Source organism: Methanohalophilus halophilus, from assembly GCF_001889405.1.
GTDB classification, from domain to species: Archaea; Halobacteriota; Methanosarcinia; order Methanosarcinales; family Methanosarcinaceae; genus Methanohalophilus; species Methanohalophilus halophilus.
This window is the reverse complement of record NZ_CP017921.1, coordinates 595,897-622,504: the sequence shown is the minus strand read 5'-3', so window position 1 is coordinate 622,504 and position 26,608 is coordinate 595,897. Positions and strand designations below refer to the sequence as shown.

The following is a 26,608-nucleotide window of genomic DNA, read 5'->3' as shown; positions in this document are numbered from 1 at the left end:
AATAATTGTATCCCTTATGTCTTATTTAATTGCCGGATATGCTTATAGAGACCAGGTTATGATGGTGTCATATCCGGGGGTGTACAAATGAGTTTGATCGAAAAAATCTGCCCGGTATGCGGGAATAAGTTTGAGGTTGAGGAAAGACTGGCTGACAGGGAACTGTACTGCACTCTGGGATGTTGTTTGCAGGCAGACGGGGAGCGGTCTGAAAAGATTGCTGTGGGATCCTAAGTGCACGACTTTAAAAAAAGATCAATAGAGGCCTGGCCCCTATTGATACAAAAGTTACTGTTTTTCACTTCTTGCGCATGATCAGTGCTGCACCTGCAAACAGTGCCAGTGCAAAAAGGCCCGTAAACCCAGGTGCCTGAGCGCTTTCTGCTTCAGACGTTTGATCCTCTTCTGTCTGTTGCTCGGCTTCTGGCTCCTGTGCAATCGGCTCCTCTATTACTTCTTTGTATTCCTCCCCCACAATGCTGAAGACAGAGAATCCGGGTGTTTCTGCATTGAAATACAGGTATTGCTCATCTTTTCTCACCTGACTGCCTGGTAAATCCTGCCATTCTCCATTATTGAATCGGGTCATGCGGATGGTGGAAGGATCTATATTGTTTTCTTCGATCCACTCCTTGCTGACCCTGAATTCGATCAGGATATTATCGGCATTATCTTCGTTGATAGTACCCTCGCTACCTACGCTCAGGCTCAGGATCCGGTAGGAATTGCCTGAAGGCTCATCGACATCATCAGGTTTGTCCTTAAGTACCTGCACTTTTGCCACAACATTACCTTTATTATCCTTTGTCTTAAAACCGATTCCCATTACAGGTCCTTGGCTTTTTGAGAAATCATATCTGACACTGGAACCTGCAAGCACTTTATTTATGGCAGAATCCGTACTGTCAACATTTTCCGGAGAATGGCTTGGACCCACTGAGGTGCGGCTGGTGGAAGTAGTGGTCTTTTCTTTATTTTCTGCAGCGGGATATTCGTTAATGAAAACCTGTAATTGGGGATATCCGTCATTTATGGTTGGATGAATATACCAGATATTTGCAAAATCCCATCCCGAAAATGTGGACTGGCTTTGCATCTGCTGAGCACTCCTGCCAAAGACGCCTTGCACGTCTGACTGATTTCCTACACCTGTAATCATTGAATCATCTATTTTGTACCAGTAGGAATTTGTGATATTTCCGGAAGTATGCTGGCCGATAAACCCGCCGAGATATTCAGAATATTCAGCAGTTACGTATCCCGTGGAATAGGAATTGCTGACATTGCCATGGTTCTGTCCAATAAATCCACCCACACTGCTGTTGCCTGTTACATCCCCTCTTGAATAGGTGTTGTTAACTGAACCATCATTTAGACCCACAAGCCCGCCCAGATAGTCTCCTTGAGCAAGAACATCTCCGGTGGCATAGGAGGAATCCAATGCCCCCTGATTCAGACCCACAAGGCCGCCTATATAGGTGACCGTGCCATTGCTACCGGTATTAACGGTAACATCTCCTGTAGTGTATGATTGGTTTATCTCTCCTCCATAATCAGCACCCAGCAAACCGCCAACAGAGGTTATTGTCCCTTCTGTAATATTACCCTCAATAACAACATCTCCTGTGGAATGGGAGCGTATTATTGCACCGTCATGAGCCCCGACTAAACCTGCGCAGCCCATAATTGTGCTTTTTCCGGTAATATTGCCAAAGTGGATCTCGCCCTGTGAATAGGAGTCATTTATGTATCCGCCGTCATGAACCCCGACCAGGCCTCCCATGTAGAAAATAAGAGTGCCATTAAGGTTGTTTTCATTAATTATATCTCCAGTTGAATGTGAATCCTGGATTTTTCCATTATCATTGAAGCCAACAAACCCTCCGAGACCCATTATAGGGATTTGCTGATAAGATCTGGCAAACACGATATTGCCTGTTGAATAGGAATTGTTTATCGTTCCATCCTCATTATAACCGGCAAAACCTCCAATACCTTGCAGAATTACGTTCCTGTCAGTATTGATAACAACATCGCCGGTTGCATGTGAGTCAATAATCTGTCCACCCTTGTTCATACCCGCAAGACCCCCGGTTGTGCCCGGGTAATATATTTTCTCTCTAAGAACGGTATTTTCAGGGGACTGCAAACCGTTTTCTCTGTCAGAAAAGCCTGCAATACTATACGTAACCTCATTGTCTGTCAGGCTCTCGGTTCTCAGGGGCCCGGGAACAACCAGTAATTCCTGGAAAACCTCTCCTGCTGCATCACATCTTTCAATGGTGCCCAGATGGTTATACCCTACAAGGCCACCCACATATGTTTGACCATGCACATCTCCTCTTGCAGAGGATTCGGTTATGAGGTCATCTGAATTTTGCCCGATAAGACCACCTACATAACGATAGCCTGTAACATTACCGGTGGCATTGGACTGGCGTACAGTATGGAACTCTGCTGCCGTATTGTAGCCGACCAGTCCTCCGACTCTGTCTGTATTGGGTGCGATCACATCCCCGCTGGCATGCGATGTATTGATAGTTCCCTGATTGCTGTATCCGATCAGGCCACCGAAATAGGATGGATCGATAGGAGATTTTATTTCATTGGAAGTAGGGGCATATTCCTGTGCTTCATAGCGGACATCTCCTGCTGCACTGGAGTTTTCAATGATACCTCCATTATTATACCCGACCAGGCCTCCTACATGACTGTAACCCCGCACGTCTCCCGTTGCATGAGACCCGATCACCGGATCGTCACGGTTTTTCCCGATAAGCCCACCTACATAATTATAGCCGGTAACATTGCCGGTGGCATAAGATTCACGCACGGTCCTGGATAAGTGTTCTGCTGAATTGCTACCGATAAGTCCTCCGACCCTGGATGCACCTGGAGCAATTACATCTCCTGTGGCCCGGGAATTTTGCACAGTAGAATTGACACTTTGGCCGACAAGCCCGCCAATATTGTGATACTCGCCTGTAACTTCCACATGGGATACGGAATTGAGTATCCTCTCGTTTTGCAGCATACCCACAATCCCGCCTACATAGCCCTGTCCTGCAACATTTCCGGAGACTGTAACATTTTCGATAGTTTCGGGAGATGTTGCAGAGGTGCGAACTGTCTGAGCCCCTGCCACGGCTGCCACCCAATTGCTGCCTGTTACATTTACATTGTCAAGAACAACATTTTTGATCGTGCCGTTTTCCACACATCCGAATAAACCGACAAAATCCTCATTGGACCTGTTGATTGTAAGATTGGATATAGTGTAATCCTGTCCGTCAAAGGTTCCGTTAAACTCGAAGTAAGGAGTGCCGATAGGCTGCCAGCCTTTGCCTGTATTGTAGGATGTTAAGTCAATATCATTTCCAAGCCTATAATGTGCAGATAGGTTGTACCTCGTGTTGTTTAATTGATAAGCATCACAGATTAGATAGGGTTCATCGACAGTTCCATCTCCCTCGCAGAAGAGGGGTTTTGAGATCAACCAGACATAATCGTCTCGATCATCCTGCCAGGCAAGGAAGGGATAACCGTCATTGAGGTAATTGTCAATTGCGTTAATGTCCCAGGCAGAGAATGTTGAAATGTTTTTCATCTCATCGGTTGTCTTGGGTACACCTTTGTCTGTATCATTTTGACCGGAGGTTTCGGTGTTATAGTAGGAGTTGAATATGGAGCCGTGGTTCTGTCCGACAAGGCCTCCCAGGTAATCGGTGCCGTTTACTTCACCGGTGGAATAGGAATTATGAATAACTCCATTGGTACCACTCATGCCGCAAAGTCCTCCAACTCCGGTATTGCCATCCACACCACAAGTGGAGTATGAGTTCACGATATGTGCACTGGTAGAACCTGCAATTCCGCCTACATATTTCTGGCCGTTTACGTTTCCTGTTGAATAGGAATTCCCAATCACCCCTCCATAGTAACTATATCCTGCCACTGCGCCAGTATCGTCGCCACCTGTGATATTAACGTTTTCCAGTCCGATATTTTTGATATTTGCCTTATAAGCATAGCCAAAAAGCCCCACATATCGTGTAGCAGGTCTGTAAATGTACAGGTCTGTTATCGTATAGTTGCTACCATCGAAAGTTCCTGTAAACCTGTTTTCTTTGTTACCGATAGGTTGCCAGCCGGCACCATCGTTCCAGTTTTGGGTGTCTGTCGCATCGAGATCGGATATCTGAACATAATGTGCAGCAAGATTATAGTTTATATTTTTGAGATGGTTTAGGGTAGATACTTTGTATGGATTTGTTTCAGAACCGTCGCCGCCGGCAAACCTGGTATACTGAAACTTGGGATACTCATCTGCCTCGATCAACCAGGTGTTGGTGAAATCCCAGCCAACAAAGGTGGATTGCTGCTGCATCTGTTCAGTGGTTTTTCCCTCGCCACCTGCAGATGTTGTAAGGTTTGATGTATTTACATCCCAGTAGGAGGCCATTGTAGTGGCATCTGTGCTTGTTACCCCGATAAGCCCGCCGATACTATCCGCGCCTGTAACTTCACCTGTGGAATACGAATTTATTACACTGGCCTGATTGTAATTGGATCCAAGCAGACCTCCAACATAATTATATTCATGATATGTACTGGATACATTGGCACAGGAATAGGAGTTTATTATCTGTGACGAATCCTGGACTCCGGCAATCCCTCCGATCATATTGTATGTGCCCCGGATATCTCCAGTGGAATAACAGTTCTGGATTAAGGAGGAGGATCGGGCTGAGCCCACAAGTCCGCCGACCCATCTGTGGCCTGTGATATCTGCATTCACAATCCCGATGTTTTGTACGGTGGCCGCATCGATATGTCCGAATAAGCCTACTTTGTCTGTATTTCTGTCGATGTATAGATTATCGATAACATGTCCCTTCCCGTCAAAGGTTCCCGTAAATGGGCTGGTCCAATTCCCGATAGGCTGCCACCCGGCACCATCGTTCCAGTTTTGAGTATCTGTCGCATCGATATTTGCAATCAGGACAAAATGATTATCCGGATAATTGCGGGTATCGTTTAACTCCTGCAGGTTTGCAATCTGCCAGGGGTTTTCGACAGAGCCGTTGCCTCCGGTAAAACCGGCTGCAACAGGCAAAGAAATCGCTATGATACATAACAATAACAGGGAAAAGAGAAGGTGTTTAACAGGCGCTACATTTCCTGGATTAATATATTTTAATAAAGAATACATATAAAACATGTAACTTTTAATATATATATACTTATTGTTTTTTATATGTCTAAAATCGGATAATTGCGGCAGGTTTTGAAAGTATAGGTAGAATAAATTAAGCAACATATAACAATAATTATATTGTATCGATAGTCCGCTTAAATCGTCATGTTATCGCGGTGGCAGAAATGTGATGAAACCGGATGCTTTAAATGATGCAGGGGCTGTGTATAAGGCAATCTTCTGCAGGATAAGAACGAGCATGAAATGAAATAATATCAATGGCTACATTAATATATTAAGACAAATAATCATTATGTACAGATGGGCAGGATAAAAAAACTGATCCAGTTTCGTATCGTACCACCACCACTATACCACTGTCTGTTTTTTCCAATATCCTGTCCCTCCTCATAATTTCACTTTTTTGCGTTTGAGCATATCTTCCAGGCCAATCAGAATAACTTTTTCTTCCTCTGCAATCTCCCGCATCCGTGGAGTAAAACCTGTCCGGCTTATCAGGGAGAAATGTTTTTGTTTTTCAGGAAATTGGGTTCCTCGGCCCGATCCACAAATTTATGAAATATGTTCATTATGATTGTGTTTCGTATGTTGATAATTTTGTGGCTGGAGAATTTTCATTTATCTGGAAACACTGCTATCATATTCCATTAGGTTTTGATTGTACCATGCACACAATATTCATCCAACCTCCAGAAAATAAGGCTCATCCAGCATGGGAATAACAATACTCTCGATTATTCACAGGGTAATGAAGGAGAGGGCGATCGAAAAATTTGCAAGTATGAAACACCGGCGGTCGTGAACGGTGCATTTTCGCAGTCTCTAAAGTTCGGCTGGCCTGCATTCTGGATGGGATAGGGGATTATTGCATGTACAATATTTCACAGATTCTTCCGCTGGCATTGCCATCTCCGAAGATATCTGCTTTTGTGGAATTGCTTTTGAAATCTGCAATCTTTTCCAAAATTTTCCCATACTCCGTACCCACCAGCACATTCCAGCCGCCCTCCACGGTCTCCACCCACTCGGTATTCTCCCGTAGGGTGATGCAGGGCACGCCCAGCATGCAGGCCTCCTTCTGCAACCCGCCTGAGTCAGTTAGCACTTTCTTTGCATTGGCGGTGAGTTTGAGCATGTCCAGATAGCCCACAGGTGGTGTAAGCACAAGATTTGCATTTGCTTTTTCCCACAGACCGTACTGCTCCATGTATTTGGCAGTCCTGGGATGTACCGGGAACACTATTTTGTCTCCACAGTCCACAAAGGCATTGATAATGGAGGTCAGGTTTTGCCTGGAATCGGTATTTGAAGCCCTGTGTATCGTGGCAAGCAGATACTGGCCGACTTCGAGTTTCAGGTCTTCAAGAATGGTGGATTTTTCCTCTGCTATTTTGCTGTTGTAGAGCACGGCATCCATTATCACATCTCCCACATTATGGACACCGTTGGTGATGCCTCCCTATAATAATTGATTTAGTTCTGAATGTCTTCCAATATTCCTGAATTTTGGACAATCGCGTTCCACTCGAACGGTTTTGCCAATTCTCTGTTATTTTTACACATGTTTGCATACAGTTCTTTGTCATTTAAGAGAATGGAAATTTTCTCGGCGAGGTCTTCTGAATTTCTTGATTCATATAATAGGCAATTCTCCTCAGGCTTTAACCAGGCTTCTTTTCCAATGACATCAGCAACCACAATAGGTTTACCTGCGGCAATATATTCTTTAGTTTTCTATGAATGCCCTTGAATTGTGATTTTGTTGTTGTAGTTCAATATCATATTTTCTATGAAAATCATAATATACTTTTTTCTTAAAAGTTTAAGCAACAAAAATAATAATATGCTCGTAAACTCTCTTAAAATCACATAATCTATTTTTTTGATATCACACAATACATCGCTTATAAAGACATTTGGAGTCGGAATAAGATTCCTTTCAACAATATAAATTTGCCTGATATCGGAATATTTTGGTGTACTTCTAATAGTTTTCCAAATGGTATTTTCTCACTTTCATTTTTTGTAGCATGGTATAAGTATCAGGGTAGTATTTTTAATCATGAAGCAAATGCAATGCTCTGGAGGACCGGACTATGCTATATGATGCCTTATGGTTCATTAGAACGATTAGTCCCTTCATTGAATGCACGTCTTTTTTTCATCGTTTATATGTTTCATATGTGATATAAGTTATTTTGTTCATCAAACTATATTTTTTATCCATTGAAGACAGTGGTCTGTAGACTCACTGTAAAAGTTTATAATCTCCTTTGGTCAACTTAGTTTCGACATCTTCATATATCTGATGGACCTCTGCCGCAACAATGTCCCATTTGAATTTATTTGAATAATTTAAAATTGACTTTGTGTCCCACTTTTTATTCAATGCCAGATCTATTTTTTTTGATAAATCATCATAGTTGCCCGGCTCAACCAGTATCCCATAATCTTCAGAAACTATTATTTCTTCACTGCCACCGTTGTGAGTAGCAACAACCGGTTTACCACAAGCAAGGGCTTCTATTTGAACGACTCCGAAACTTTCTCTTAAACTGGGTAATACAAAAAGATCACATGCATTCATCCAATATGGAATTTCATTGTGAGGTTTTCCTCCCACTAATTTCACATGATTTCGTAAACCCAATTTATCAATTAATTTTCGTAATTTTTTATCTAATCTGCCCCATCCAACAATATAACATTGTATATCACTGCGGCTTTCAACCATACTTTTTATGCTTTGAATTAGGTATTTGTGTCCCTTTACCTCTACTAAATTTCCGACCGAGACTATTATTTTTTTATCTAAAGGCAAATTCAGATATTTTCTACATTTTATTGGGTCTCTGGGATAGAAAAGATTAGAATTAAATCCGTTTGGTATTTGGCTAACTGGGCTCCTGACGTTTAATTTTTCTATACATCTCAAATTACTTTTACTAACAGTGATAATATGGTCTGCAGAATTTAATACATATTCGATTTTTTCTTTCCACTCCTCATCTTTAAACGGCAATAAGTAAATATCAAATCCATGGGCTGTGACCACAAAAGGAACATTATATTTTTCCTTTAGTTTTGCACCTACATAGCCAGATGACCATGTAAAATGTGAATGTATAATATCAAAATCAATATTTGTTTCAGATATTTTTTGTTCAACTTTCTTTAAGTGTTTCTCTCCTAACTTTTTATATTGTGAATCTAGCGGGGCGTATAACATTGGTGTTGTTTGTACATTTACATTGACGGGTGAGCCAGATAAATCTATTTTATAATTTAGGTTAAATTGTTTCAAATAAGGTATATTTATATAATTGCTAATTTCTGCGATAGGATTTGACTCAATCAATACTGAACATTTATTGAAATACTTGGCGACACTGTCGATTGATTCCTTTTGGAAATTGCTATATGAATGGGCTATGAACAACATGTTGCGTTTTTTCAATAAAATCACCGATGAATGTATAGATGTTCTATGAGATAAAAGGTTTTTAAGTATTTGGTCGACCTTTACATGATGAACTTTTTCAAAAAACTATCAGATATTGCATTTTTCCTAATGAATTTGAATAGGGGGGGCAATCGGTATTTGAAATAGGGTTTTAAAAGTAATAAATGTATTAATGAATGGAAATAAAGGAGAGTTTCTACAGAGTCCCTATTAGTTTTAATCAGAATATACAATAAAAGAATAGGTTAGTCCAAATAATTTTTTCATAAATAGTCCCTTCTGGAAACATTTTTTTAAGTTCCTTCTTTATACCCAAAATCACAATGGAGCCCCCTCTTCTTATAAAAAAATGATAATGTATTAGTATAGGTTAGAGTAAAGGGTTTCTACAGAGCCAAAGTCACCTTAACTTTTATATACCCGGGGAGTTTATTACTCTACAATCAATTAGGCAAGCATATATGTATAATATACTAATCTTATGTACTATTATTTAAATATTAGTTATGATATATTTACATATTATGTAAAAAAGTGACTATTATAAAAAAGTTCAAATTATAGAGGGTCTCATGCAAAAATTGACTTGTATTATATGTAACAGTTCTCATGTAACACCGTTACAAAAAAAATCAAGAGACGGCAGTTACATAAATTTAATAAAATGTAAGTATTGTGGGCATTTATTTCAATCTGCAAAACAATACACAGATATCTATTCAAATGGGAAATTCAGTCAGGAAGCTAGAGGCTCCATCATTCCGAATGATGCTAAAATCAAACAATTAGATGAATCAGCTATAGATAGGTTCATTTTTTATAAGTCTTTCTTTAAAGAAATGGAGAATATTTTGGAAGTGGGAAGTTCAATAGGCTCATTTGTTCATTTACTAAAAATTTATGGGAAAAATACTATGGGGTTAGAGCCTGATTTTGAATATTGCTCTTTTTCGAAAGATCAATATGGATTTGAACAATACCATGATTTTTTAGAAAATTTCAAATCTAGCAATAAATGGGATGGAGTCATTAGTTTTCATGTACTTGAGCATATACAAGATCCTCATAATTTTTTGCTAAATATTTATGAATTATTAGATAACAAAGGCACCTTATTGATAGAATGTCCATCTTTAGATATACACTTCTCTGGCAATATGAATAAATTCATCTGGAAACCACATATACATTATTTTACAATTTCAAGTCTATATTATCTGGTATCTTTGTATTACGATGTGGAGTATATCGGTTTTAGGAATAACTCCCTTTATGTATTGGGTAAAAAATCACTTTCTAAAAAGAATGAAATAAAAAATATACAATTGTATAAATATAAATTTTTGTCTAAATCGATGTATTTGATAAATTCTAATCAGTATATTCATAGTTATTTCAAGTTTGGACTAAACCATGTAGTCTCTAATCCTACTAATTTGAAGAAAATTATTCCTTTCATTAACAAAAAATTATGTTTTAAAAAATATGAGTTAAATGAATCTAGGAAAGGAAAAGAAATACCTCTGTCTCATGTTTCAGTTTATTCTTTAGGAAATATTGGAGATACAATTTTATCTAAATGTGTAAGATCTATTTTCAATGAATGCAATAATAGTTTGAGTTGGAATTTAATTCCAGTAAAAAAAACTGTAAATTCAAATTCAATTATGCAAATAAATGAATCTGAAATGCTGGTAATAGGGGGAGGTGGATTATTTCTTCCAGATACCAATAAAAATAATATTTCTGGTTGGCAATGGGCTTGCGGTAAAGATAGCTTGAATCAAATAAAAATTCCCATTGTTTTTTTCGCAGTTGGCTATAATTACTTCAAGGGACAACATCCAGAGAGTTTATTTGTAGAAAATTTGAAGGAATTTGTTAAAAAATCTAGTTTCTTTGGGGTAAGGAATTCTGGAAGTCGTAAAAAAATAATAGAACTTGTTGGAACTCAATTTGAGGAGAAAATTGTATTTCAGCCCTGTCCTACAACTTTGATTAGTAAATTATATTCACTTCCTGAAAAAAAAAGAACTAAAAACATTGCTTTTAATGTAGCGTTTGATAGGTATGACAAAAGATTTGGCAAAAACATTTATTTAATTTTAAGTCAAATTGCAAGTGCTGCAAAACGTCTAGATGACCTCGGTTATAATATATATTTAGTAAATCATATTAAAAAAGATGCCACTTTTTCTTTATCACTTGATAATGCTTCTGTACCATATGTAAATGTGGATTTATCTGGAGAATTCCCTGATAAAGCTATAGAGTTTTATAAACAAATGGATGTTGTCATTGGAATGAGAGGACATGCTCAAATGATTCCTTTTGGTTTGAATTGTGGAATTATTACTTTAGGAAGCCATGACAAAATGAAATGGTTCTTAGAAGATATTGATTCACTAGATTTTTATATTGATATTACTGAAGAACCTGAATATTTATCGGATGCTATATTTAATAAGTTTATGTGTTTGTATGGTGATAATTACAAATTCAATAATACTATACAAAGAATTAAAAAGAAACAAGATGATTTATATAATATTACTTTATCCAATATGCATAAAATACTGCATCTCTTAAAAAATCAAGTTGACTGATAAGATATATCGAGTTAAAGTTTAAATCATTTTTACTATTAAAAATAAATTACACTCTCATAATATTTTTTATTCCAATATCAATGTTGAAAACTCTCTTACGGCTCCATTTCCTCCTGAAGTATTAAGTTTAATTATATGTTTAAGTGATTTTATTTCTTTTAAAGCATTTGAAGGACACGCAGCCTTGCCAACATTTCTAATCAATTCAATATCGTTTACATCGTCACCAATATATGCGACTTCATACAATGTAATTCCTTCCAGCTGGCAAATTTCTTTGGCAACTTTTAACTTATCCTTTACTCCCTGGTACAAATAGTCAACTTTAAGTTTTTTAGCTCTGTTTGTCACGATCTCGGTATTTTCACTGGTTATGATTCCTGTTTTAATTCCAGCCTTCCTGAGTAGTTCCATTCCTTTTCCATCATGAGTATTAAATTTTTTAAGTTCATCCCCTTTTTCACTATAATACATGCCTGCATCTGTTAATACACCATCAACATCAGTTAAAAAGAGTTTTATATCCCTGTCTATTGGGGATTGTGTTTTGTTTTTTTGTTGAAGCAATTTTTCAACTATAATCCAGTCTTCAGGCTCATCAATTTCATAATATGATTCATCAGACATTTTGTAATAGGCAATGTTACCCGATAATCGACAGCCTGTTTCAATAAGTAATTCTTTTTTTGTTATGTAAAATGCGCCGTTTTCAACAAGACATCCTTCCATTTCCTGTCTTCGAGGCCTAGATTGTGGGTTATAATTAACAGGACACACAAATTCATTTTTTTCTACTTCCCAAATAAACCGTTTTTGTTCAACGACTGAAAGTAGTGAATCCGCGTTTTTTTCTTCATAGATTTCAATTGCTTTTTCGAGGTCTATTGCTGTAAGTAAAGGAGAAGTAGGCTGTATAAGGACAATATTTTCAAATTTATGTTTGTCTGCAAATTCAAGCATAACAGATTCAGTGCTTGCTGTATCTGTTGCGTTTTCAGGATCTCTGTTTATTACATCCAATTTGTTGCAATTTAGTGATTGACCAATAGAAAATATTTCTTCAGAATCTGTTGATAGATAAACTTCATTGATTTTGCTACAATTGGCTGCTGCCTCAATGGTCCACTGAATAAGGGGTTTACCTGCAATTTCCTTGATATTTTTGAGAGGAATACTTTTACTTCCCCCTCTAGCAGGAATAAGTGCTACATATTCATTCAGCACAAGAAAACCTCTTGAGTTTTTTCCTCTGTACTTCTTCAATATCGAGAATTTCTTTTTCCTTATAGGTTAATGCTTCTGATACATTTTTTAAATCCCGGACAAGTTTTCGCATGCCATCCGGTTCCAAGCTTGCAGCGTGGTCTGTTCCTTTCCAGGTTCGGTCCAACGTAAAATGCCTTTCAAAGTACTGTGCTCCGTATGCCAGAGCTGCAATGTCAGCAGCAATTCCTAAATGATGGCCCGAAAAACCAATACCTTTAACTCGGTTTTCAAACCTATCTCTTATTCTAAGTATTTCTTTCAAACAAATATCTTCAAAAGGAACAGGATATCCAGATGTGCAGTTATAAATTACCAAATCATTTGCACGATTTCTTTCTTCAAAAAATTTGACAATTTTCTCTTCTTCTTCCTGTGAAGTCATACCTAAAGAAACATGGATGTCGCCATTATAATTCTTGCAAAGGTAGTCGAGCATATTAAATTCTAGGTTACATGCGGACGGTATTTTGATCAATTCTGGATTAAGAGAGGTAATTTCTTTTGCAGAAGTCAAGTCCCATACAGAAGTGGAATAAACAACATCCCATTCTTCACACCATTTTTTCAATTGTCGATGTTGGTCTAAATCAAATTCCAAATACTCTCTGTGTTCACCATAAGTTTTTCCATAAGAGTTTGCTGGAACAGGATGTGGTGCATTGTATTCTTCAGGGGAAAGCAGTTCTTTAGGATTACGTTTTTGAAATTTCACCACGTCTGTCTTGCAAAATTGGGCACATACTTTGATCATCTCGTGGGCGATATCCATTTCACCCTTGTGGTTACAACCAATTTCGGCTATCACTGTTGGGGTTTGGCCAAGTAAATCATTCATATTAATCATCCTTTGAGTTAATTTAGTTTAAGTTCCATCAAATAAGCGGGGTATGAAGTATTTAATATCATATTCTACCGTATATATCTTTGTACCTTATAATATCATCCTCTCCAAAATAATCTCCGAGTTGTACTTCTGAAACCAGTAAAGTGTCATCTGATAACTTATTTGAAATTTTATGCTTGCACCCTTTTGGAACAAAAACATAATCACCGGGATATACATTTTTTACAGAATCACCTATTATTACCTCTCCACAACCTTTAATGATGACCCAGTGTTCTTCTCTTTTTTTATGTTCCTGGAGGCTTAATTCACCTTTTGGCAGAACCTTTATTATTTTTGCTCTTGTTTGTTCGTTTAAAAAAGTTGTTTTATAATATCCCCATGGACGATTGTATATCTCATGGTCCAATTTAGTTACATCCAGAGAAAAGAAGTCTGAGTTTAAATCATATATCATATCTTCCATAAGTAACAAGTGAAATTGTTTTTTTGTTATAATATTGATAAGTTTATAAGAAGAGTCCAATATTGGTAAAAAAGTAATTTTTCCGGATTTAAATTTTTGTGTTATTTCTTTGAAAGAAGAAGTAATGTATATATATTCAAAATCAGAAAATTTCACAGAATCTACATAATCATCTATTTTTGTTCCTTTTAGAAACCCTCTTCTAATATCGCCATCACTAAGAGTTCCAATCACTTTTTTTGAATTGTCAATTACAATTAAAAATCCTTGCTTGTTCTTATCTATTTTTTCTAAAGCAAACTTTATTTTTTGTGTTGGATATATCACATAAGGATATAATTTCATGAGGTTCCCCTTTCCATTTTGATACATATTATAGTGCAAAAGAATATAGTTCGATGCATTATATAAACCATTAGGTAAGTTTAGAAGTTCTCAAGATGCCTCTATAAAAGTATAATGAAGTGGTTAAGATCAAATTTGATGGGTTAAGCTTCAATCAAACTTTTATATAAACAGTAATTACTATAGTTAGTTTACATGACCCAATACCATCTTTTTGTCCGTAGAGTAGGACTTGTCGGCTTAACCCAATTAGTTGTAGGTTTACAAGGATTAATTCTGCTACCAATCCTGACAAAAAACCTTTCCATTGAGAATTATGGTATATGGGCCCAAATAATGGTAACCATTGGTATCGTTCCCCAAATTGCACTTTTTGGTCTTCCCTTTACCATGGTACGTTATATTCCTGCCATTGAAAATAAGAATGATTTGCAGGAAACATTTTATTCTATATTTAGTATTGTAATCTCATCAACTATATTCTCTTCAATCATGTTATATCTCTTTTCTGAAAAAATTGCGAATATATTATTTGAAGGAAACTTGCTGGTTGCACAGATATTGGTAGTTATTGTTTTCTTTGAATGTTTGATACTCTTTTTCATAAATTATCTTCGAGCAAAACAGTACATAAAAAAATATTCGACCATAATGCTGGCCAAGACCGTATTGGTGATTCTTATAGTTGGTTATTTTGTATTCAGTGGATATGGGATCACTGGTGCAGTATATGGTTTACTTCTTATTGATATTATATTATTTCTAATTTTAACAATCCTGATTTATAATGATGTGGGATTTGCAGTACCCCATTTCCATAATATGAAAGAATATCTCTATTTTGGAATTCCCACTGTCCCTAACAATCTGTCCAGCTGGGTGGTAAACTCCAGTGACCGTTATGTTATTGGTATTTTACTTGGTGCATCCTCTGTTGGTTATTATTCTCCAGGTTACGCACTTGGGGGGATGGTGAGAATGTTTGTCTCACCTCTCACATTCCTGTTACCTTCCATTCTTTCAGAAAATTATGATAAAAAACAAATTGTAAATGTCAAAAATATACTTGGTTATTCTTTCAAATACTTCATGGTAGTTGCAATCCCTGCAACATTTGGCTTATCGCTATTGTCCAAACCTCTGTTAACAATACTTTCAACACCGGAAATTGCAGAGAAAGGATATTTCATAACACCTTTTATATGTGCAAGTATGCTTTTATTTGGGGGGCGTGCCATAACAGGACAGATTATAATTCTTGAAAAACAAACACATATCGGCGGCAAGATCTGGACAATTGCTGCAATATTAAACCTTGTATTGAATTTCCTTCTTGTTCCTTATGTTGGTATCATAGGGGCAGCTTTTACAACCCTGTTGGCATTTGGTTTCAGTTTCCTAATAACTTTTATTTATTCCAACAAAATGCTTCCCTTTGATATGAGCCTGCAACCAATATTAAAGAGTCTATTTTCCTCTTCTGTGATGGCCATACCAATAATTATCTATGAACCAACAGGATTGCACAATATATTAATGATTATTGCATTTTGTGCTGCCATATATTTTGCACTTATGTATGCATTAAAAACATTTCGGGAAGAAGAAATCTTATTTTTTAAGTCCCTTATGCATCACAGATAAATCGACTTTCACTTCTGCGACAATCCGCCTAAAAACTCCGCTATCCTGGATTCCCAGTCTGGCTCCCAGAAATACGAGGAGTCTGCTGTAGAATACCCTAATTTAGGGTTCAAAATTGCATCTCTCAGTTCATCGCATGCAGAAAATTTGTATCCTATTGAATCCGGGATTAAATCATTTTGTAAGACAAAGATTCTTTTATTGCTGTATGCCATAGCTTCAAAGAGTGTTGTAGAATAATATCCCACGATTATTTTGGTTGATGCTATGAGTTCATGTATATAATCATAGGTCTTTATAACTATATTTTCAAATTGATCAAGTTGCTCATACCGTTCTCTAAAGGGCACTTCTCCGGGATGGAGTTTGAAAATAATTGTTCTTTCTGGAAACACTTCTGAAAGATATGTAGCAATTTTGACCATTCGAGGGGTGGCCGTGCCCTGGGATATTATTAGAATAGAATTGGGATCAACAGTACAATTCTTCTCATAATAATCTCTGGAACTATTAAAGGAAGGATTTCCAACAGTTACGACTTTGCTTGGTGTCTGGATTTGTTCGTTCCAGTATTTACCAAAAGTAAGAAAATAATCGGGTAAATACTCTTTAGCAATTAACTGTGCATCTCCTGCTGGATTATTATAGGCAGGGTGTTCTGTACCAACATAACCATGTTGTAATTCGACTGTAGTAATTCCATTTTCTTTTAAACTTTTGATTATTTCTCCATGTGTTGGATGATTGGACGCACAATGTATGAAAGCAATCTTTCCATCGAGCCGATCGCTAATTTTGTTAGTGTAGGATTTTATGTATTTTGTGCTGTGGAATCTTCGATTCAGTAGTTTATATAACTTTAGGTAATAATCCGGAATTGAAAATGATTGGCATACCAGAGACGTGAATTCTGCTATTTCCTTTTTGTATTTACTCTGCTTAAGTTGTAATTTTATCATAGCTTTTACTGCAGAGGAAAGCACAACAAAGTCAAATAGATATTTTTCTTCCTTTTCCCATGGTTGTCTGGTCTGGCCCTGAAAACTGCTTTCAAAAATAAGTGGTTTTGAAAAGAGGGAAAAATATGGTCCAAAAAAATAATCATTATACCTGCCGGATTCTGAAAGATACCTTTTGGTAGTGATGAACAGGGAGTCATAATCTGCTTTGTTTGCAATAAAAAAGAGCTGGGTTTTCAATGAATTGATTAGGAAACGAGGTTTCAAAAAATTAGTTTTATTGGTACCTGCGTGAGCCGTGCAATAACCTTTAGTCTTATTGTTAGCATATGTAAGAGTATTTGTTCTAATAAGAGGCCATAGATGAATGCCATTGATCTCATAATTCCATAGATTTGAGTTACTTTCAATTTCAATAAATTGTTTCAATATGCTGTTATTTGAAACCATGTGTCTTCACAATCCTCTGGTACGGCGGCATTATTTTAGAATTACTATCAAATTTAACACATATATTAGCCAAACACTTCTTAATTTCTTCATAAATGTGTAAGCCTCTTGAGTATTGAACTATGCTGCATGATGATTTGTGCCTATTAAAAAATTAATCCATTTTTGACTCATATTACCGAACATAATATCCGATGATTTCATTGTTTGTATATATCTTCTGTGAGTTATATAAACTTTCCAATGTATTATGTCCCAATACCTCATTTTTCGCAACAATTTGGTCATATCCCTCGATTCTGACATGAGTTCTAATTGGCCGATTTAACATATAATTTCGCCAAAGAAAAATATGTTTTTTTCTTTTGTGTATTTGTTCTTTGTTATTGAAAGAAGTTGTTAGGTTACGCTTGCTACCAGAATCACTTAGATAAACCCCTAAAACAGAACTTCCATATCTACTATCACTAAAAAAATTATCAGAAAATAGTGCCATAGTTTCTGCGGCCTGTATTTCAGCAGTATTGTACGTTGTGGAAATGGTGGAATCTTCTAACCATATTGGGCTATCCACATTTGAACCTGAAAAGGTACTGGCAGACATAAAAAATGCCATCATACAAAATATGGTTACTATAAATACTTTTTTCAAGATTATCTTGTTTGTCACATGAGATAACTGGATAATTGCAAAAGCTGCAAATATACTCACAATAAAGTATTCAAAAGCAAACCATCGACTTGGAATTATGTTCCTGATTCCAAAGAGTGGAAAGGCAAAAGTGATCCCAAACAGGATGATCATTACAAGAATATAATTAAAATTGATCTGGTTTCTGTATTTGTATGAAAGAGCCAGTAATGAACCCATGATTGCAAAGAAAAGGTAAAGTGATAATCCCAATGTATCTGCAAATCTTTCTATGAATGGAGGCAGAGTTGTAGCAATATCTGCAATTACTTCAGGCCTGTCTAGAAAATCTGCAACTCCGGTTACATAATAATGTAATGAAGACACTATCTTATCAAAAAAAGGTTTTCCTCCCTTGGAATACAAGGCTATAAACCAGTGCTGCAGGAGAGCCACAACTGATATCAAAAATAGACCATTGTAAAGAATCTTTCTGTCTTTTTCATACCAATAGTTATAGATCAAAGAACCCATGGCCAGAGCAAACATGGTTACTACAAATATAAATGAAGAAACAGCATGTGTAATTATCAAAGTAATCATCAGAAATATTGACATCGTTATCCATTTTGGATTGAAGTTTTCACTGAATATTTTGTATAATACATACATCAACAGATAATACAATATAATTCCATAAGAGGTGGTCTGGGGCGCAGACCCCCAGTATATGTGGAAATCACTGAAATTTACAAGTAGCATAGCAAAGAGGCCGATTTTTTCTCCGAAAAGTTCTCTGCCGACCAAATATACAAAAGTACTTGCAATAACAAAAGGAACGATAATGGCAAAATTGCTGGCATCTTTAATGGGTGCTGCAGAGACGATTTCCATAACTGCCGTTTGGATGTGCATAATTGGAAAGTAGAATTCTTTTTCTTGCAGAGACGCAATATTTCCTGATAAAGCAAGTAATTCGTTCATTTTGGAATGCCAGTATGTATCCACTCCGGGAATATAGCCAGCAAGCATATAGATGGAATATTTGATGTTGAATGAGAGAAGAATAATTTTTCCATACTGTATATAATAGTCCAGTTTGTTATCACTCAGATAGATTGAAAGAGCCAGTGCTCCGGCACAGAGAGAGAATATCAAAAAATAACTGAAAGGCCGATCTACTGAAGTGTTCCATATTATCAGTGAAAGGCTGAAAAAGAGCAGATATGCAATATCTAATATTCGTTTTTCATTGATGCTGGATTTTTGAACGTTGTTTGTAATGAGAAGTCTTTTCTTTAATATTATATACAATGCACAGCCCAAAGTAAGTGCCATGCCGATGGTTACCAGATGGATGGTGGGACTCATTGTATACAGAGAAATTATGAGTATCCCCAGTATAAAACCGACAATAGCCAGAATATAATCTATACTTTTTTCAAATTGAGGCTTAAACATTTAAGACTTCCAGATATCTCATTAGTTAAACTGTTTCATAAATTTCCGGTATCTGCTCCGCAATGTTATCCCATTGGTACTGTTTGGCATAATTTATAATCTTCTCTTCATCCCATGTCTTATCCAATGCAATCCCAATCTTCTTGGCCAGAGTCTGCGAATCACCTGCTTCAACCAGCAGCCCGTAATCATCGGAAGTTACGATCTCCTCACTTCCACCGTTGCGGGTAGCAACCACAGGTTTTCCACATGCCATTGCTTCTATTTGCACTACGCCAAAACTTTCACTTAAACTCGGCATTACAAAAACATTACTGGCATTCATCCAAACAGACAACAAATCTTCTGGGATGAATCCTGTAAGAACCACATGCTCATTAATATTTAAATTATCGATTTGTTTTTGTAGTTTATTTTTGAGTGGGCCGGAACCACCAATAACACATAATATATTGGGATTTGTTTTAGCAGAAGCATGAATTGCATCAGTTAAAAAATTGAAACCTTTCCTTTCAATCAAATTACCAACACTGAACAATAACTGTTTTTCCTGTCCGATATTTAACTTTTCACGACATTCAGATTTATCTAAAACTTTGTAATTTGAAGAATATCCGTTTGGTATCGAATATGTATTTGAATTATACGTTTTCAATAATGGAACATCTTTTTTGTTAACTCGTATCAATACATCATTCTTTTCCCATGCATAGTTTATAAGTGGATAGTTCATATTTACTTCTTTTTCAAACCAATCTCCATTTTCATGTATCGTTAGAACGCTGGCCACATTATATTTTTCCTTTAGTTTTGCAGAAATATATCCCGAGGGCCATGTCATATGAGCATGTATAATGTCAATATTCAATCCATTTCTTTCAATTGTATCAATAAAAACTTTCAACCGATTGTCAATTAGTATTTTGTTAAAATAGAATATTGGTATATAGTAACATCTTGGAAAAAATACTTTGATGTTATCATAGCTATAATCATGGCACATCTTATCTTTTTTATATCTTTTGAAACTATACAGGACTGGAGCAATTACATAGATGTTTTTGAAATAAGGACTTAAGGCAGCAATTTGATCTTTTACGAATTTCTCACCAATAAATGAATTATCTGAGTTTGGATATGCCGGAGTTAAAATCAATAAATTTTTTTGTTCATCTTCTTTTACGTTTATGTCCATTTATAATTCCCACCATTTATGCAGTTAGTTCAAATTGATTCCCATTTGAATCCTCCACCCGCCTTATATCAGCAGGCTCAATCCCGAATTCCCGGAACAATTTGTGGTAATACGGTACATTTTCTCACACAAAATTCACTATCTTCTTCAACTGCATCTCCTGGGATTCCTTCTGTAGGGGATAACTTTGCCATTGGTTTGCAAGCAGCCGTTTGTAGGTTGGATAGGAATTGCGGTCTCCCACCTGATGTGCAAGGATGAAGAGGTGTTTGTGGAATGTATTCATTGGCCATTTCTCCTATCCCTAAATACACCAAATCATCACATTTCTTAACAATATTTTTACAATCGATCACTGCCAGATTTCCCACAAATCCTGCTAAATCGAGAGACCTGAACTCCTCATGATCCGTAGCAAAAATAGTGGCGTCTGCTTCTTTCAGGGCATCTTCAACACACTTTTCTGAATAATATGTGCCCTTGCTGGTATCAATCGCCTCCACATAAGGGTCATATACTTTTGACATTTGCCCCATTTCCCACAAGTTCTTCAATGATCTTGATACTGGGAGATTCCCTGGTATCACCTATATTCTTCTTTGAAGTAACTATTCGATCTGCTCTGCCCCTTTGGCTTCTTCAACGGTATTATCGGTAGATCCGTCATTAATCACAAGAACTTCAACTTCGTCACAACAATTTCTAGGTATTTTTTTAATAACTGAAGCGATTGTATCTTCTTCATTATATGCAGGAATCATTACTACTAATTTCATTAAAATATCTTTGTAAAAATTTATTGAATAAGTCTATTTGTTTAGGTCAATTTTAAGATGGAGTGAATCCATGTTTCCTCTTATATATTTGTCATCTGCCGGCAGCACAGCAGCCACACTCGTCAGAAAATCACCGCCACCGTATTTAATGCACAATTGTTAATATTTACCACCCTGTGAAATATTTATATGGGGATTGGACTCATCGTATATAACTGTGTTGAGATACATCTAATTATTATTATAAAAAAGATATTGCTATCTAAATATTGCAAATTCCAATCATATTGAAATACATGTGTACACTAAATATATATTCCAAAAAGCACCTCCCACAAACCATGAACTCCCAAACAATCCTCATCACCGGCGGGCTGGGCCAGGTCGGTTCGTATCTGACAGACCGCTTCTGCACAGACAATAAAGTGATCGTGCTGGACAATACCTCTTCTCCCTGCCGACATGACGTGCCCGCAGGAGTACAGCTGGTAGTCGGGGATATTCAGGGCCCCGAAGCAGTGCGGCTGGTCGAGCAGGCCGATGTGGTAATCCATACCGCCGCCCAGATCGATGTCAACCGCTCCCTGGACCAGCCGCTTTTTGACTGTGAGAACAACATCCTTGGCACCCTCAACCTGCTTGAAGCCGCCCGACGGACCAGCTTAAAACGCTTTGTCTACTTCAGTTCGGCCGCCATCTATGGGGACACCATATACACTCCCATAGATGAAAACCATCCCACACAGCCCCTCTCCCCCTATGGTGTCAGCAAACTCACAGGCGAGCAATACGCCCTGATGTATCACCGCGCCTTCGATCTGCCCGTGGCAGTGCTGCGCCCCTTTAACATCTACAGTCCCCGTCAGGACCCTTCCAATCCCTACTCCGGTGTCATCACCAAATTCATCGAACGTTCAAAAGCCCAACAATCACCGATAATCTTCGGCGATGGGGAGCAGACCCGCGACTTCATTTCAGTGCACGACATAGTAAACCTGGTACAACTGCTGATTGAAAAGGACGAAGCCATTGGCAAAGTCTTCAATGCTGGCACCGGCACACAGACCTCGGTCAACCGGCTGGCTGAGATCGTACAGGACGTCTTTGACAGTGACCTGCCTGTAGAATACCAGAAAGCCAGAACAGGTGACATCCGCCACAGCGTGGCTGATATAAGTGCTGCTGAAGGACTGGGATTTGCCCCGAAAGTTTCCCTGGAGGACGGGCTGGCTGAGTTTGTGGCAAAAATGTAAATTTGAATAGATTATAAGGGTCAATGGATGGATATTTATATTTATAGATACCTATAGCATTCTATAGACAAATGTCACCACGTCTCTGCAATCGGTGTAAAGGAGAATCAAAATGGCAACTACTATCTGTGTGGATCCGCAAACAAAAGAAAAACTTAAAGTTCTAAAAAAATACCCAAAAGAATCCTTTAATTCTGTAATCGAGAGATTAACCAGGATGGCAATCGACGAGGATGAACTAAGTGATGAAGCTATTCAGGACATTGAAGAAGCTTTGGAAGACATCAAAATGGGTAGGACCTATAGTGAAGATGAGGTCAAGAAAGAGCTTGGTTTGTTATGAGTTACGACGTAATCTATACAAACAAATCATTGAAACAGTTAAAAAAACTATCTATAACTGTAAGTGAGAGCATAATCAGTTCAATAGAAGAATTGAAAAACGATCCCTATTGTAACATAAAAAAATTGAAAGGCATAGGTAAACAACCTCTATATTCTCACCGGGTTGGGGAATATAGAGTCATCTTGACAATCGAAAACAATAGAATGTTAATATTTATTGTAGAAGTTGGGGATCGTAAAACAATCTATCGGAAATATCAATCCTGAGATGTTTTCCTCCAGCTTCTGACAACACTCTTTAAGACAAGTACCCGTTGCTTGAGACCCCTTTTCATTTCAACTATCTCTCCGTAGTAGGGGTGTTCTTCGCTAATCTCCAAAAAATTGAGTTCAAAAAACCCATTATATATTTATTAACTAAATCATATACAGAACAATTCATTAAAGCAAAATCTGGAGAAACAAATCATGAAAAAGACTGTAGAAAACCTGTCAAAAGCATTTGTCGGCGAAAGCCAGGCCAGAAACCGGTATACAATATATTCAAAGGTTGCTAAAAAGGAAGGCTTCGAGCAAATAGCAGATCTTTTCCTTCTCACCGCCGAGAACGAAAGAGAGCATGCAAAATGGAGTTTCCGCCTGATCAATGAGTTGAAAGAGGAAAGTGGAGAATCCTTTGATGACATTGAAATTCAGGCTGATGTTCCGACCGACTACGGTACAACCGCCGAGAACCTGAAAGCCGCAATCAACGGTGAGACTTACGAAACCACCACCATGTATCCCGAATTTGCACAGACTGCTGAAGACGAGAACCTGCCTGAGGTCGCGGCAAGACTCAGAGCAATCGGCAAAGCTGAAATGCATCACAAAGAACGCTTTGAAAAGCTTCTCAGGGAAGTGGAAAATGAAACTGTTTTCAAAAAGGAAAAAGAGGTCGAATGGGTCTGCCGCAAATGTGGTTATGTACACAAAGGCCCGCAGCCTCCCGAAGAATGTCCTTCATGCGACCATCCCTACAATTATTTCGAGAGAAAGTGCGAAGAGTACTGATAGTTTTAATGAGGTTGCAAAACAATTGCAATCTCCTTTCCTTCAAATTTTTTGTGATAAAAACGCTGAATCAGTCTAATTTTTTGAAAAAGAGCAATCACACTGGAATGTATCTCATCCCTTAATCATATCTGCCAGATCAATCAGAATCACTTTCTCTTCCTCTGCAATCTCCCGCATCCGGGAAGTAAAACCTGCCCGGCTTATCAGGGCGAAATGTTTTTGGCCTTCAGGATGCCAGTCCACAAAGCCGCCCTTTTCTTTCAGGGAATAGTACACATCCGGTCCAACCTTTTGCTTCTGCCACTTGCATTCGCAGAACAGGATATCCCGGGATTCTGCGTTAAGGGCCACAAGATCTATCTCGTAATCATTTTTTCCCCTGGTAGCTGCAGCAATTTTGCCCCATTGTCTGCCGATCTTGCGAAAAGTGAAGGGCAGTTTGCCTGCTGAGTTGAGATGGATCAATGCCTCTTTGCCTACATCTTCAAAAGTCATCCCCAGAAAACGATCATAATTCTTTTTTATATCCTCCAGTGCAGGCACTACATTTCCCGGCTCCAGTTCATCTTTGTGAGGCAATACAAAACGAAACCAGAATCTCAGGAAATTATCCTCCAACTTGTAAATGGTCTTTTTTGTGGCAGGTTTGTCTGCAATCGGATGTTGTCTGCTTACAAACCCGAGTTTCATAAGCATCTTCAAGTAATAGGAAAGATCCTTGGGCTGAAGATATGCTCTGGTGGCAATCTCTGCAGGTCTGGATGCGCCTGTGGCAATAGCATGCAGGATATTCATGAAAGTTGCCGGCTCCCTGATCTCCTCCCGCAGCAGAAAATCGCTTTCCTCATAGAGCACCGCATCCGTGGCAAACACATTGTTTTCAAGATTTGCGACAAATTCTTTTTCCGGATCAAAGAACAATAGGTAATAGGGAATCCCGCCTGTCACTCCATAGATCTGCATGCATTCTTCCAATGATATATCCGGGAAAAATTGCTGAATATTCCTGAAAGGGATTGGTTTTGTTTGAATTTGGCCGGTGCGTCTGCCATAGAGGGGACTGGAATGGGCCAGGGTACTTTTTTCCATCATAGAAATCGAAGAGCCACACAGGATTAGATGAACGGGTCTTTCTCTGAGTATTTCGTCGGTTATCAACTGGAAGACTGAAGGAATGGAACCGTCCTGCTGCACAAGATAGGAAAATTCATCGATTGCCACCACCAGTTTTTCTTCTCTGTCCCACTTTTTGGCGATATACTCAAAGACACCGTCAAAGCCCTCCACACGGGGTTCGAAATCATCAAAAAAATCTGCAGCCCTCTTTCTAAACCTCTCGACATTGGAGGAGGTGCCCCTAAGGTCTGCCAGGAAATAGATATGCGGCTTATCCCGGATGTAATGTGTTATCAATTCGGTTTTACCAATCCTGCGCCGGCCGTAGATTACCGTGAAGGAAAATCCGCCGTTTGCATACTCTTTTTCCAGGGAATTGAGTTCTTCGCCCCGATCCACAAATTTACGAAACATGTTTATTATGATTGTGTTTCGTATATTGATAATGTTTGTGGCTGGAGATTTTTCTGAATCTGGAAAGAGTATTATCACTGATAAGTTTATATAGTGTCACTACACCCTGAGCGATAAAATGTCCAATTTTATTCACATGATATAAATAACATGTGAACAAATATACCCATAATGCTGAATTTAACTAAAATACAAATATTCAAACATCTAACTCATTCGAGATCCATATCCGAGTTATCAACACTTCTGAATCTGGATCATTCCACAATTTCCAAATCCATAAATTCACTCGTTGAAGACGGTTTTGTTGTAAAACAAAATCAAGGCCGGTATACCTACGTAACTCGTTCTGAATCACTGCATTCTAGGTCATTGGAGGATATCCTCATTGAATATCCTCGTCTGCCACTAAAAAAAATCCTTACAAATTCAGCACTACATATTCTGGCAGTTTTGAATAATTCATGTTCGATCAGTGATGTTGTTACAAAAACCGGATTGAATAGAAAAACGGTGGCATCTGCCATTGAAGAACTCACAAAATATGGAATAATCCTGCAAAAAAACAAGAAATATTTTTTTAGTGAACGGCATTCTTTTATTAGAAGATTTGTTGATAACTATTGGAAATATAGGACAAATAAAATCCTGAAAGAGATTTCTCCAAATGCTGTTTTGATCTGGCAAAGAGGGCCGGAATTTTTGTTCAAAATCGATACCGATTTTATTAATTCAGATAATCCGGTGAAAAAAGAATCGATACAACCTACTGCAATGAGTATATTTCCAAAATATAGTCTGAAGGTCATAAGTGACATGGGATATTATTTTTACAGTAAAAGAGATCTTAAAGTTGAAGATTACGTGCTTCACACGATCTTGATAGATCCCCATAGTTCAATATATAATTCTTATGCGTTGGCCCTTTACTTAAAAACAGGTTCTGCAGGACTGGTAAAATTTGGTAAAATGTATGATATGGAAGATCATGCTAAAATCCTTCAGGAATATTTACAGGATAAGGAAAAAAATAGTAGTTTTCTTCTTCCATGGAGCGAATTCATCGACTTGGTAAAAGATATACAATAAGGAGTGCA

General features: G+C 37.7%; 23 protein-coding genes. 8 read left to right on the top strand and 15 right to left on the bottom strand.

The window, feature by feature from the left end; translation table 11 throughout:
• Positions 1–87 precede the first annotated feature (87 nt).
• Positions 88–234 (top strand): hypothetical protein, encoded by a 147-nt coding sequence (locus BHR79_RS10475; RefSeq protein ID WP_157198642.1) that lies wholly within the window; start codon positions 88–90, stop codon positions 232–234.
• 64 nt (positions 235–298) lie between these two features.
• Here the strand turns inward: BHR79_RS10475 and BHR79_RS03115 are convergent, their stop codons facing one another.
• From BHR79_RS03115 to BHR79_RS03100, 4 genes are all read right to left on the bottom strand, one after another.
• A complete protein-coding gene (locus BHR79_RS03115; protein ID WP_072561017.1) occupies positions 299–5,212 on the bottom strand; it encodes a GLUG motif-containing protein in 4,914 nt (1,637 codons plus the stop codon).
• A gap of 868 nt (positions 5,213–6,080) precedes the next feature.
• Positions 6,081–6,671: a UDP-N-acetyl glucosamine 2-epimerase gene (locus BHR79_RS03110; protein WP_268765983.1), complete on the bottom strand. Its 591-nt coding sequence runs from the start codon at positions 6,669–6,671 to the stop codon at positions 6,081–6,083.
• 20 nt (positions 6,672–6,691) lie between these two features.
• Entirely contained in the window at positions 6,692–6,937 is a 246-nt protein-coding gene (locus tag BHR79_RS03105) for a glycosyltransferase (protein ID WP_083433010.1), read from the bottom strand.
• A 529-nt stretch (positions 6,938–7,466) separates the two neighbouring features.
• Positions 7,467–8,675, bottom strand: coding sequence for a glycosyltransferase family 4 protein (locus BHR79_RS03100; protein ID WP_234970377.1), 1,209 nt, complete (start codon positions 8,673–8,675; stop codon positions 7,467–7,469).
• Between the two features lie 578 nt (positions 8,676–9,253).
• On the opposite strand from BHR79_RS03100, the gene BHR79_RS10395 reads away from it, so the two are divergent.
• Positions 9,254–11,287: a polysaccharide pyruvyl transferase family protein gene (locus BHR79_RS10395; protein WP_083433009.1), complete on the top strand. Its 2,034-nt coding sequence runs from the start codon at positions 9,254–9,256 to the stop codon at positions 11,285–11,287.
• A 69-nt stretch (positions 11,288–11,356) separates the two neighbouring features.
• Here BHR79_RS10395 and BHR79_RS03085 read toward each other — a convergent pair whose 3' ends face one another.
• The 3 genes from BHR79_RS03085 to BHR79_RS03075 all read right to left on the bottom strand — a co-directional run bounded on the left by BHR79_RS03085 (position 11,357) and on the right by BHR79_RS03075 (position 14,211).
• Positions 11,357–12,553: an acylneuraminate cytidylyltransferase gene (locus BHR79_RS03085; RefSeq protein WP_244888355.1), complete on the bottom strand. Its 1,197-nt coding sequence runs from the start codon at positions 12,551–12,553 to the stop codon at positions 11,357–11,359.
• Positions 12,504–13,391: an N-acetylneuraminate synthase family protein gene (locus BHR79_RS03080; protein ID WP_072561014.1), complete on the bottom strand. Its 888-nt coding sequence runs from the start codon at positions 13,389–13,391 to the stop codon at positions 12,504–12,506. The genes BHR79_RS03085 and BHR79_RS03080 overlap by 50 nt, the downstream gene beginning before the upstream one ends.
• A 67-nt stretch (positions 13,392–13,458) precedes the next feature.
• Positions 13,459–14,211: a CBS domain-containing protein gene (locus tag BHR79_RS03075; RefSeq protein ID WP_072561013.1), complete on the bottom strand. Its 753-nt coding sequence runs from the start codon at positions 14,209–14,211 to the stop codon at positions 13,459–13,461.
• Between the two features lie 195 nt (positions 14,212–14,406).
• On the opposite strand from BHR79_RS03075, the gene BHR79_RS03070 reads away from it, so the two are divergent.
• The gene (locus BHR79_RS03070; RefSeq protein ID WP_072561012.1) at positions 14,407–15,855 is read left to right on the top strand and encodes a lipopolysaccharide biosynthesis protein; all 1,449 of its coding nucleotides are present in this window, start codon (positions 14,407–14,409) and stop codon (positions 15,853–15,855) included.
• A gap of 8 nt (positions 15,856–15,863) precedes the next feature.
• Here BHR79_RS03070 and BHR79_RS03065 read toward each other — a convergent pair whose 3' ends face one another.
• From BHR79_RS03065 to BHR79_RS03040, 6 genes are all read right to left on the bottom strand, one after another.
• Positions 15,864–17,264: a glycosyltransferase family protein gene (locus BHR79_RS03065; protein ID WP_072561011.1), complete on the bottom strand. Its 1,401-nt coding sequence runs from the start codon at positions 17,262–17,264 to the stop codon at positions 15,864–15,866.
• Between the two features lie 175 nt (positions 17,265–17,439).
• Positions 17,440–19,356 (bottom strand): glycosyltransferase family protein, encoded by a 1,917-nt coding sequence (locus BHR79_RS03060; RefSeq protein ID WP_072561010.1) that lies wholly within the window; start codon positions 19,354–19,356, stop codon positions 17,440–17,442.
• A gap of 25 nt (positions 19,357–19,381) precedes the next feature.
• A complete protein-coding gene (locus tag BHR79_RS03055; protein WP_072561009.1) occupies positions 19,382–20,551 on the bottom strand; it encodes a glycosyltransferase in 1,170 nt (389 codons plus the stop codon).
• Between the two features lie 77 nt (positions 20,552–20,628).
• On the bottom strand, positions 20,629–21,105 hold the full coding sequence (locus BHR79_RS03050) for a UDP binding domain-containing protein (RefSeq protein ID WP_394328860.1): 477 nt from the start codon (positions 21,103–21,105) through the stop codon (positions 20,629–20,631).
• On the bottom strand, positions 21,062–21,163 hold the full coding sequence (locus tag BHR79_RS10795) for a UDP binding domain-containing protein (RefSeq protein WP_072562272.1): 102 nt from the start codon (positions 21,161–21,163) through the stop codon (positions 21,062–21,064). The genes BHR79_RS03050 and BHR79_RS10795 overlap by 44 nt, the downstream gene beginning before the upstream one ends.
• Complete coding sequence (locus BHR79_RS03040; RefSeq protein ID WP_083433008.1) at positions 21,160–21,327, bottom strand: glycosyltransferase family 2 protein; 168 nt, start codon at positions 21,325–21,327, stop codon at positions 21,160–21,162. Before BHR79_RS03040 ends, BHR79_RS10795 begins: the two co-directional genes overlap by 4 nt.
• A gap of 341 nt (positions 21,328–21,668) precedes the next feature.
• Here BHR79_RS03040 and BHR79_RS03035 point away from each other — a divergent pair, with 341 nt between their 5' ends.
• From BHR79_RS03035 to BHR79_RS03025, 3 genes are all read left to right on the top strand, one after another.
• Positions 21,669–22,580, top strand: a complete 912-nt coding sequence (locus tag BHR79_RS03035; RefSeq protein WP_072561007.1) for an NAD-dependent epimerase/dehydratase family protein — start codon at positions 21,669–21,671, stop codon at positions 22,578–22,580.
• A 112-nt stretch (positions 22,581–22,692) separates the two neighbouring features.
• The gene (locus tag BHR79_RS03030; protein WP_072561006.1) at positions 22,693–22,923 is read left to right on the top strand and encodes a DUF7557 family protein; all 231 of its coding nucleotides are present in this window, start codon (positions 22,693–22,695) and stop codon (positions 22,921–22,923) included.
• Positions 22,920–23,192, top strand: coding sequence for a type II toxin-antitoxin system RelE family toxin (locus BHR79_RS03025; protein WP_072561005.1), 273 nt, complete (start codon positions 22,920–22,922; stop codon positions 23,190–23,192). Before BHR79_RS03030 ends, BHR79_RS03025 begins: the two co-directional genes overlap by 4 nt.
• Here BHR79_RS03025 and BHR79_RS10790 read toward each other — a convergent pair.
• Entirely contained in the window at positions 23,183–23,305 is a 123-nt protein-coding gene (locus BHR79_RS10790) for a hypothetical protein (protein WP_268765980.1), read from the bottom strand. The genes BHR79_RS03025 and BHR79_RS10790 overlap by 10 nt on opposite strands.
• A gap of 88 nt (positions 23,306–23,393) precedes the next feature.
• Here BHR79_RS10790 and rbr point away from each other — a divergent pair, with 88 nt between their 5' ends.
• Positions 23,394–23,978: a rubrerythrin gene (rbr, locus tag BHR79_RS03020; protein WP_072561004.1), complete on the top strand. Its 585-nt coding sequence runs from the start codon at positions 23,394–23,396 to the stop codon at positions 23,976–23,978.
• A 114-nt stretch (positions 23,979–24,092) separates the two neighbouring features.
• On the opposite strand, the gene BHR79_RS03015 is transcribed toward rbr, so the two are convergent.
• Positions 24,093–25,511, bottom strand: a complete 1,419-nt coding sequence (locus BHR79_RS03015; protein WP_072562271.1) for an AAA family ATPase — start codon at positions 25,509–25,511, stop codon at positions 24,093–24,095.
• 171 nt (positions 25,512–25,682) lie between these two features.
• Here BHR79_RS03015 and BHR79_RS03010 point away from each other — a divergent pair, with 171 nt between their 5' ends.
• Complete coding sequence (locus tag BHR79_RS03010; RefSeq protein ID WP_072561003.1) at positions 25,683–26,600, top strand: winged helix-turn-helix domain-containing protein; 918 nt, start codon at positions 25,683–25,685, stop codon at positions 26,598–26,600.
• Positions 26,601–26,608 lie beyond the last annotated feature (8 nt).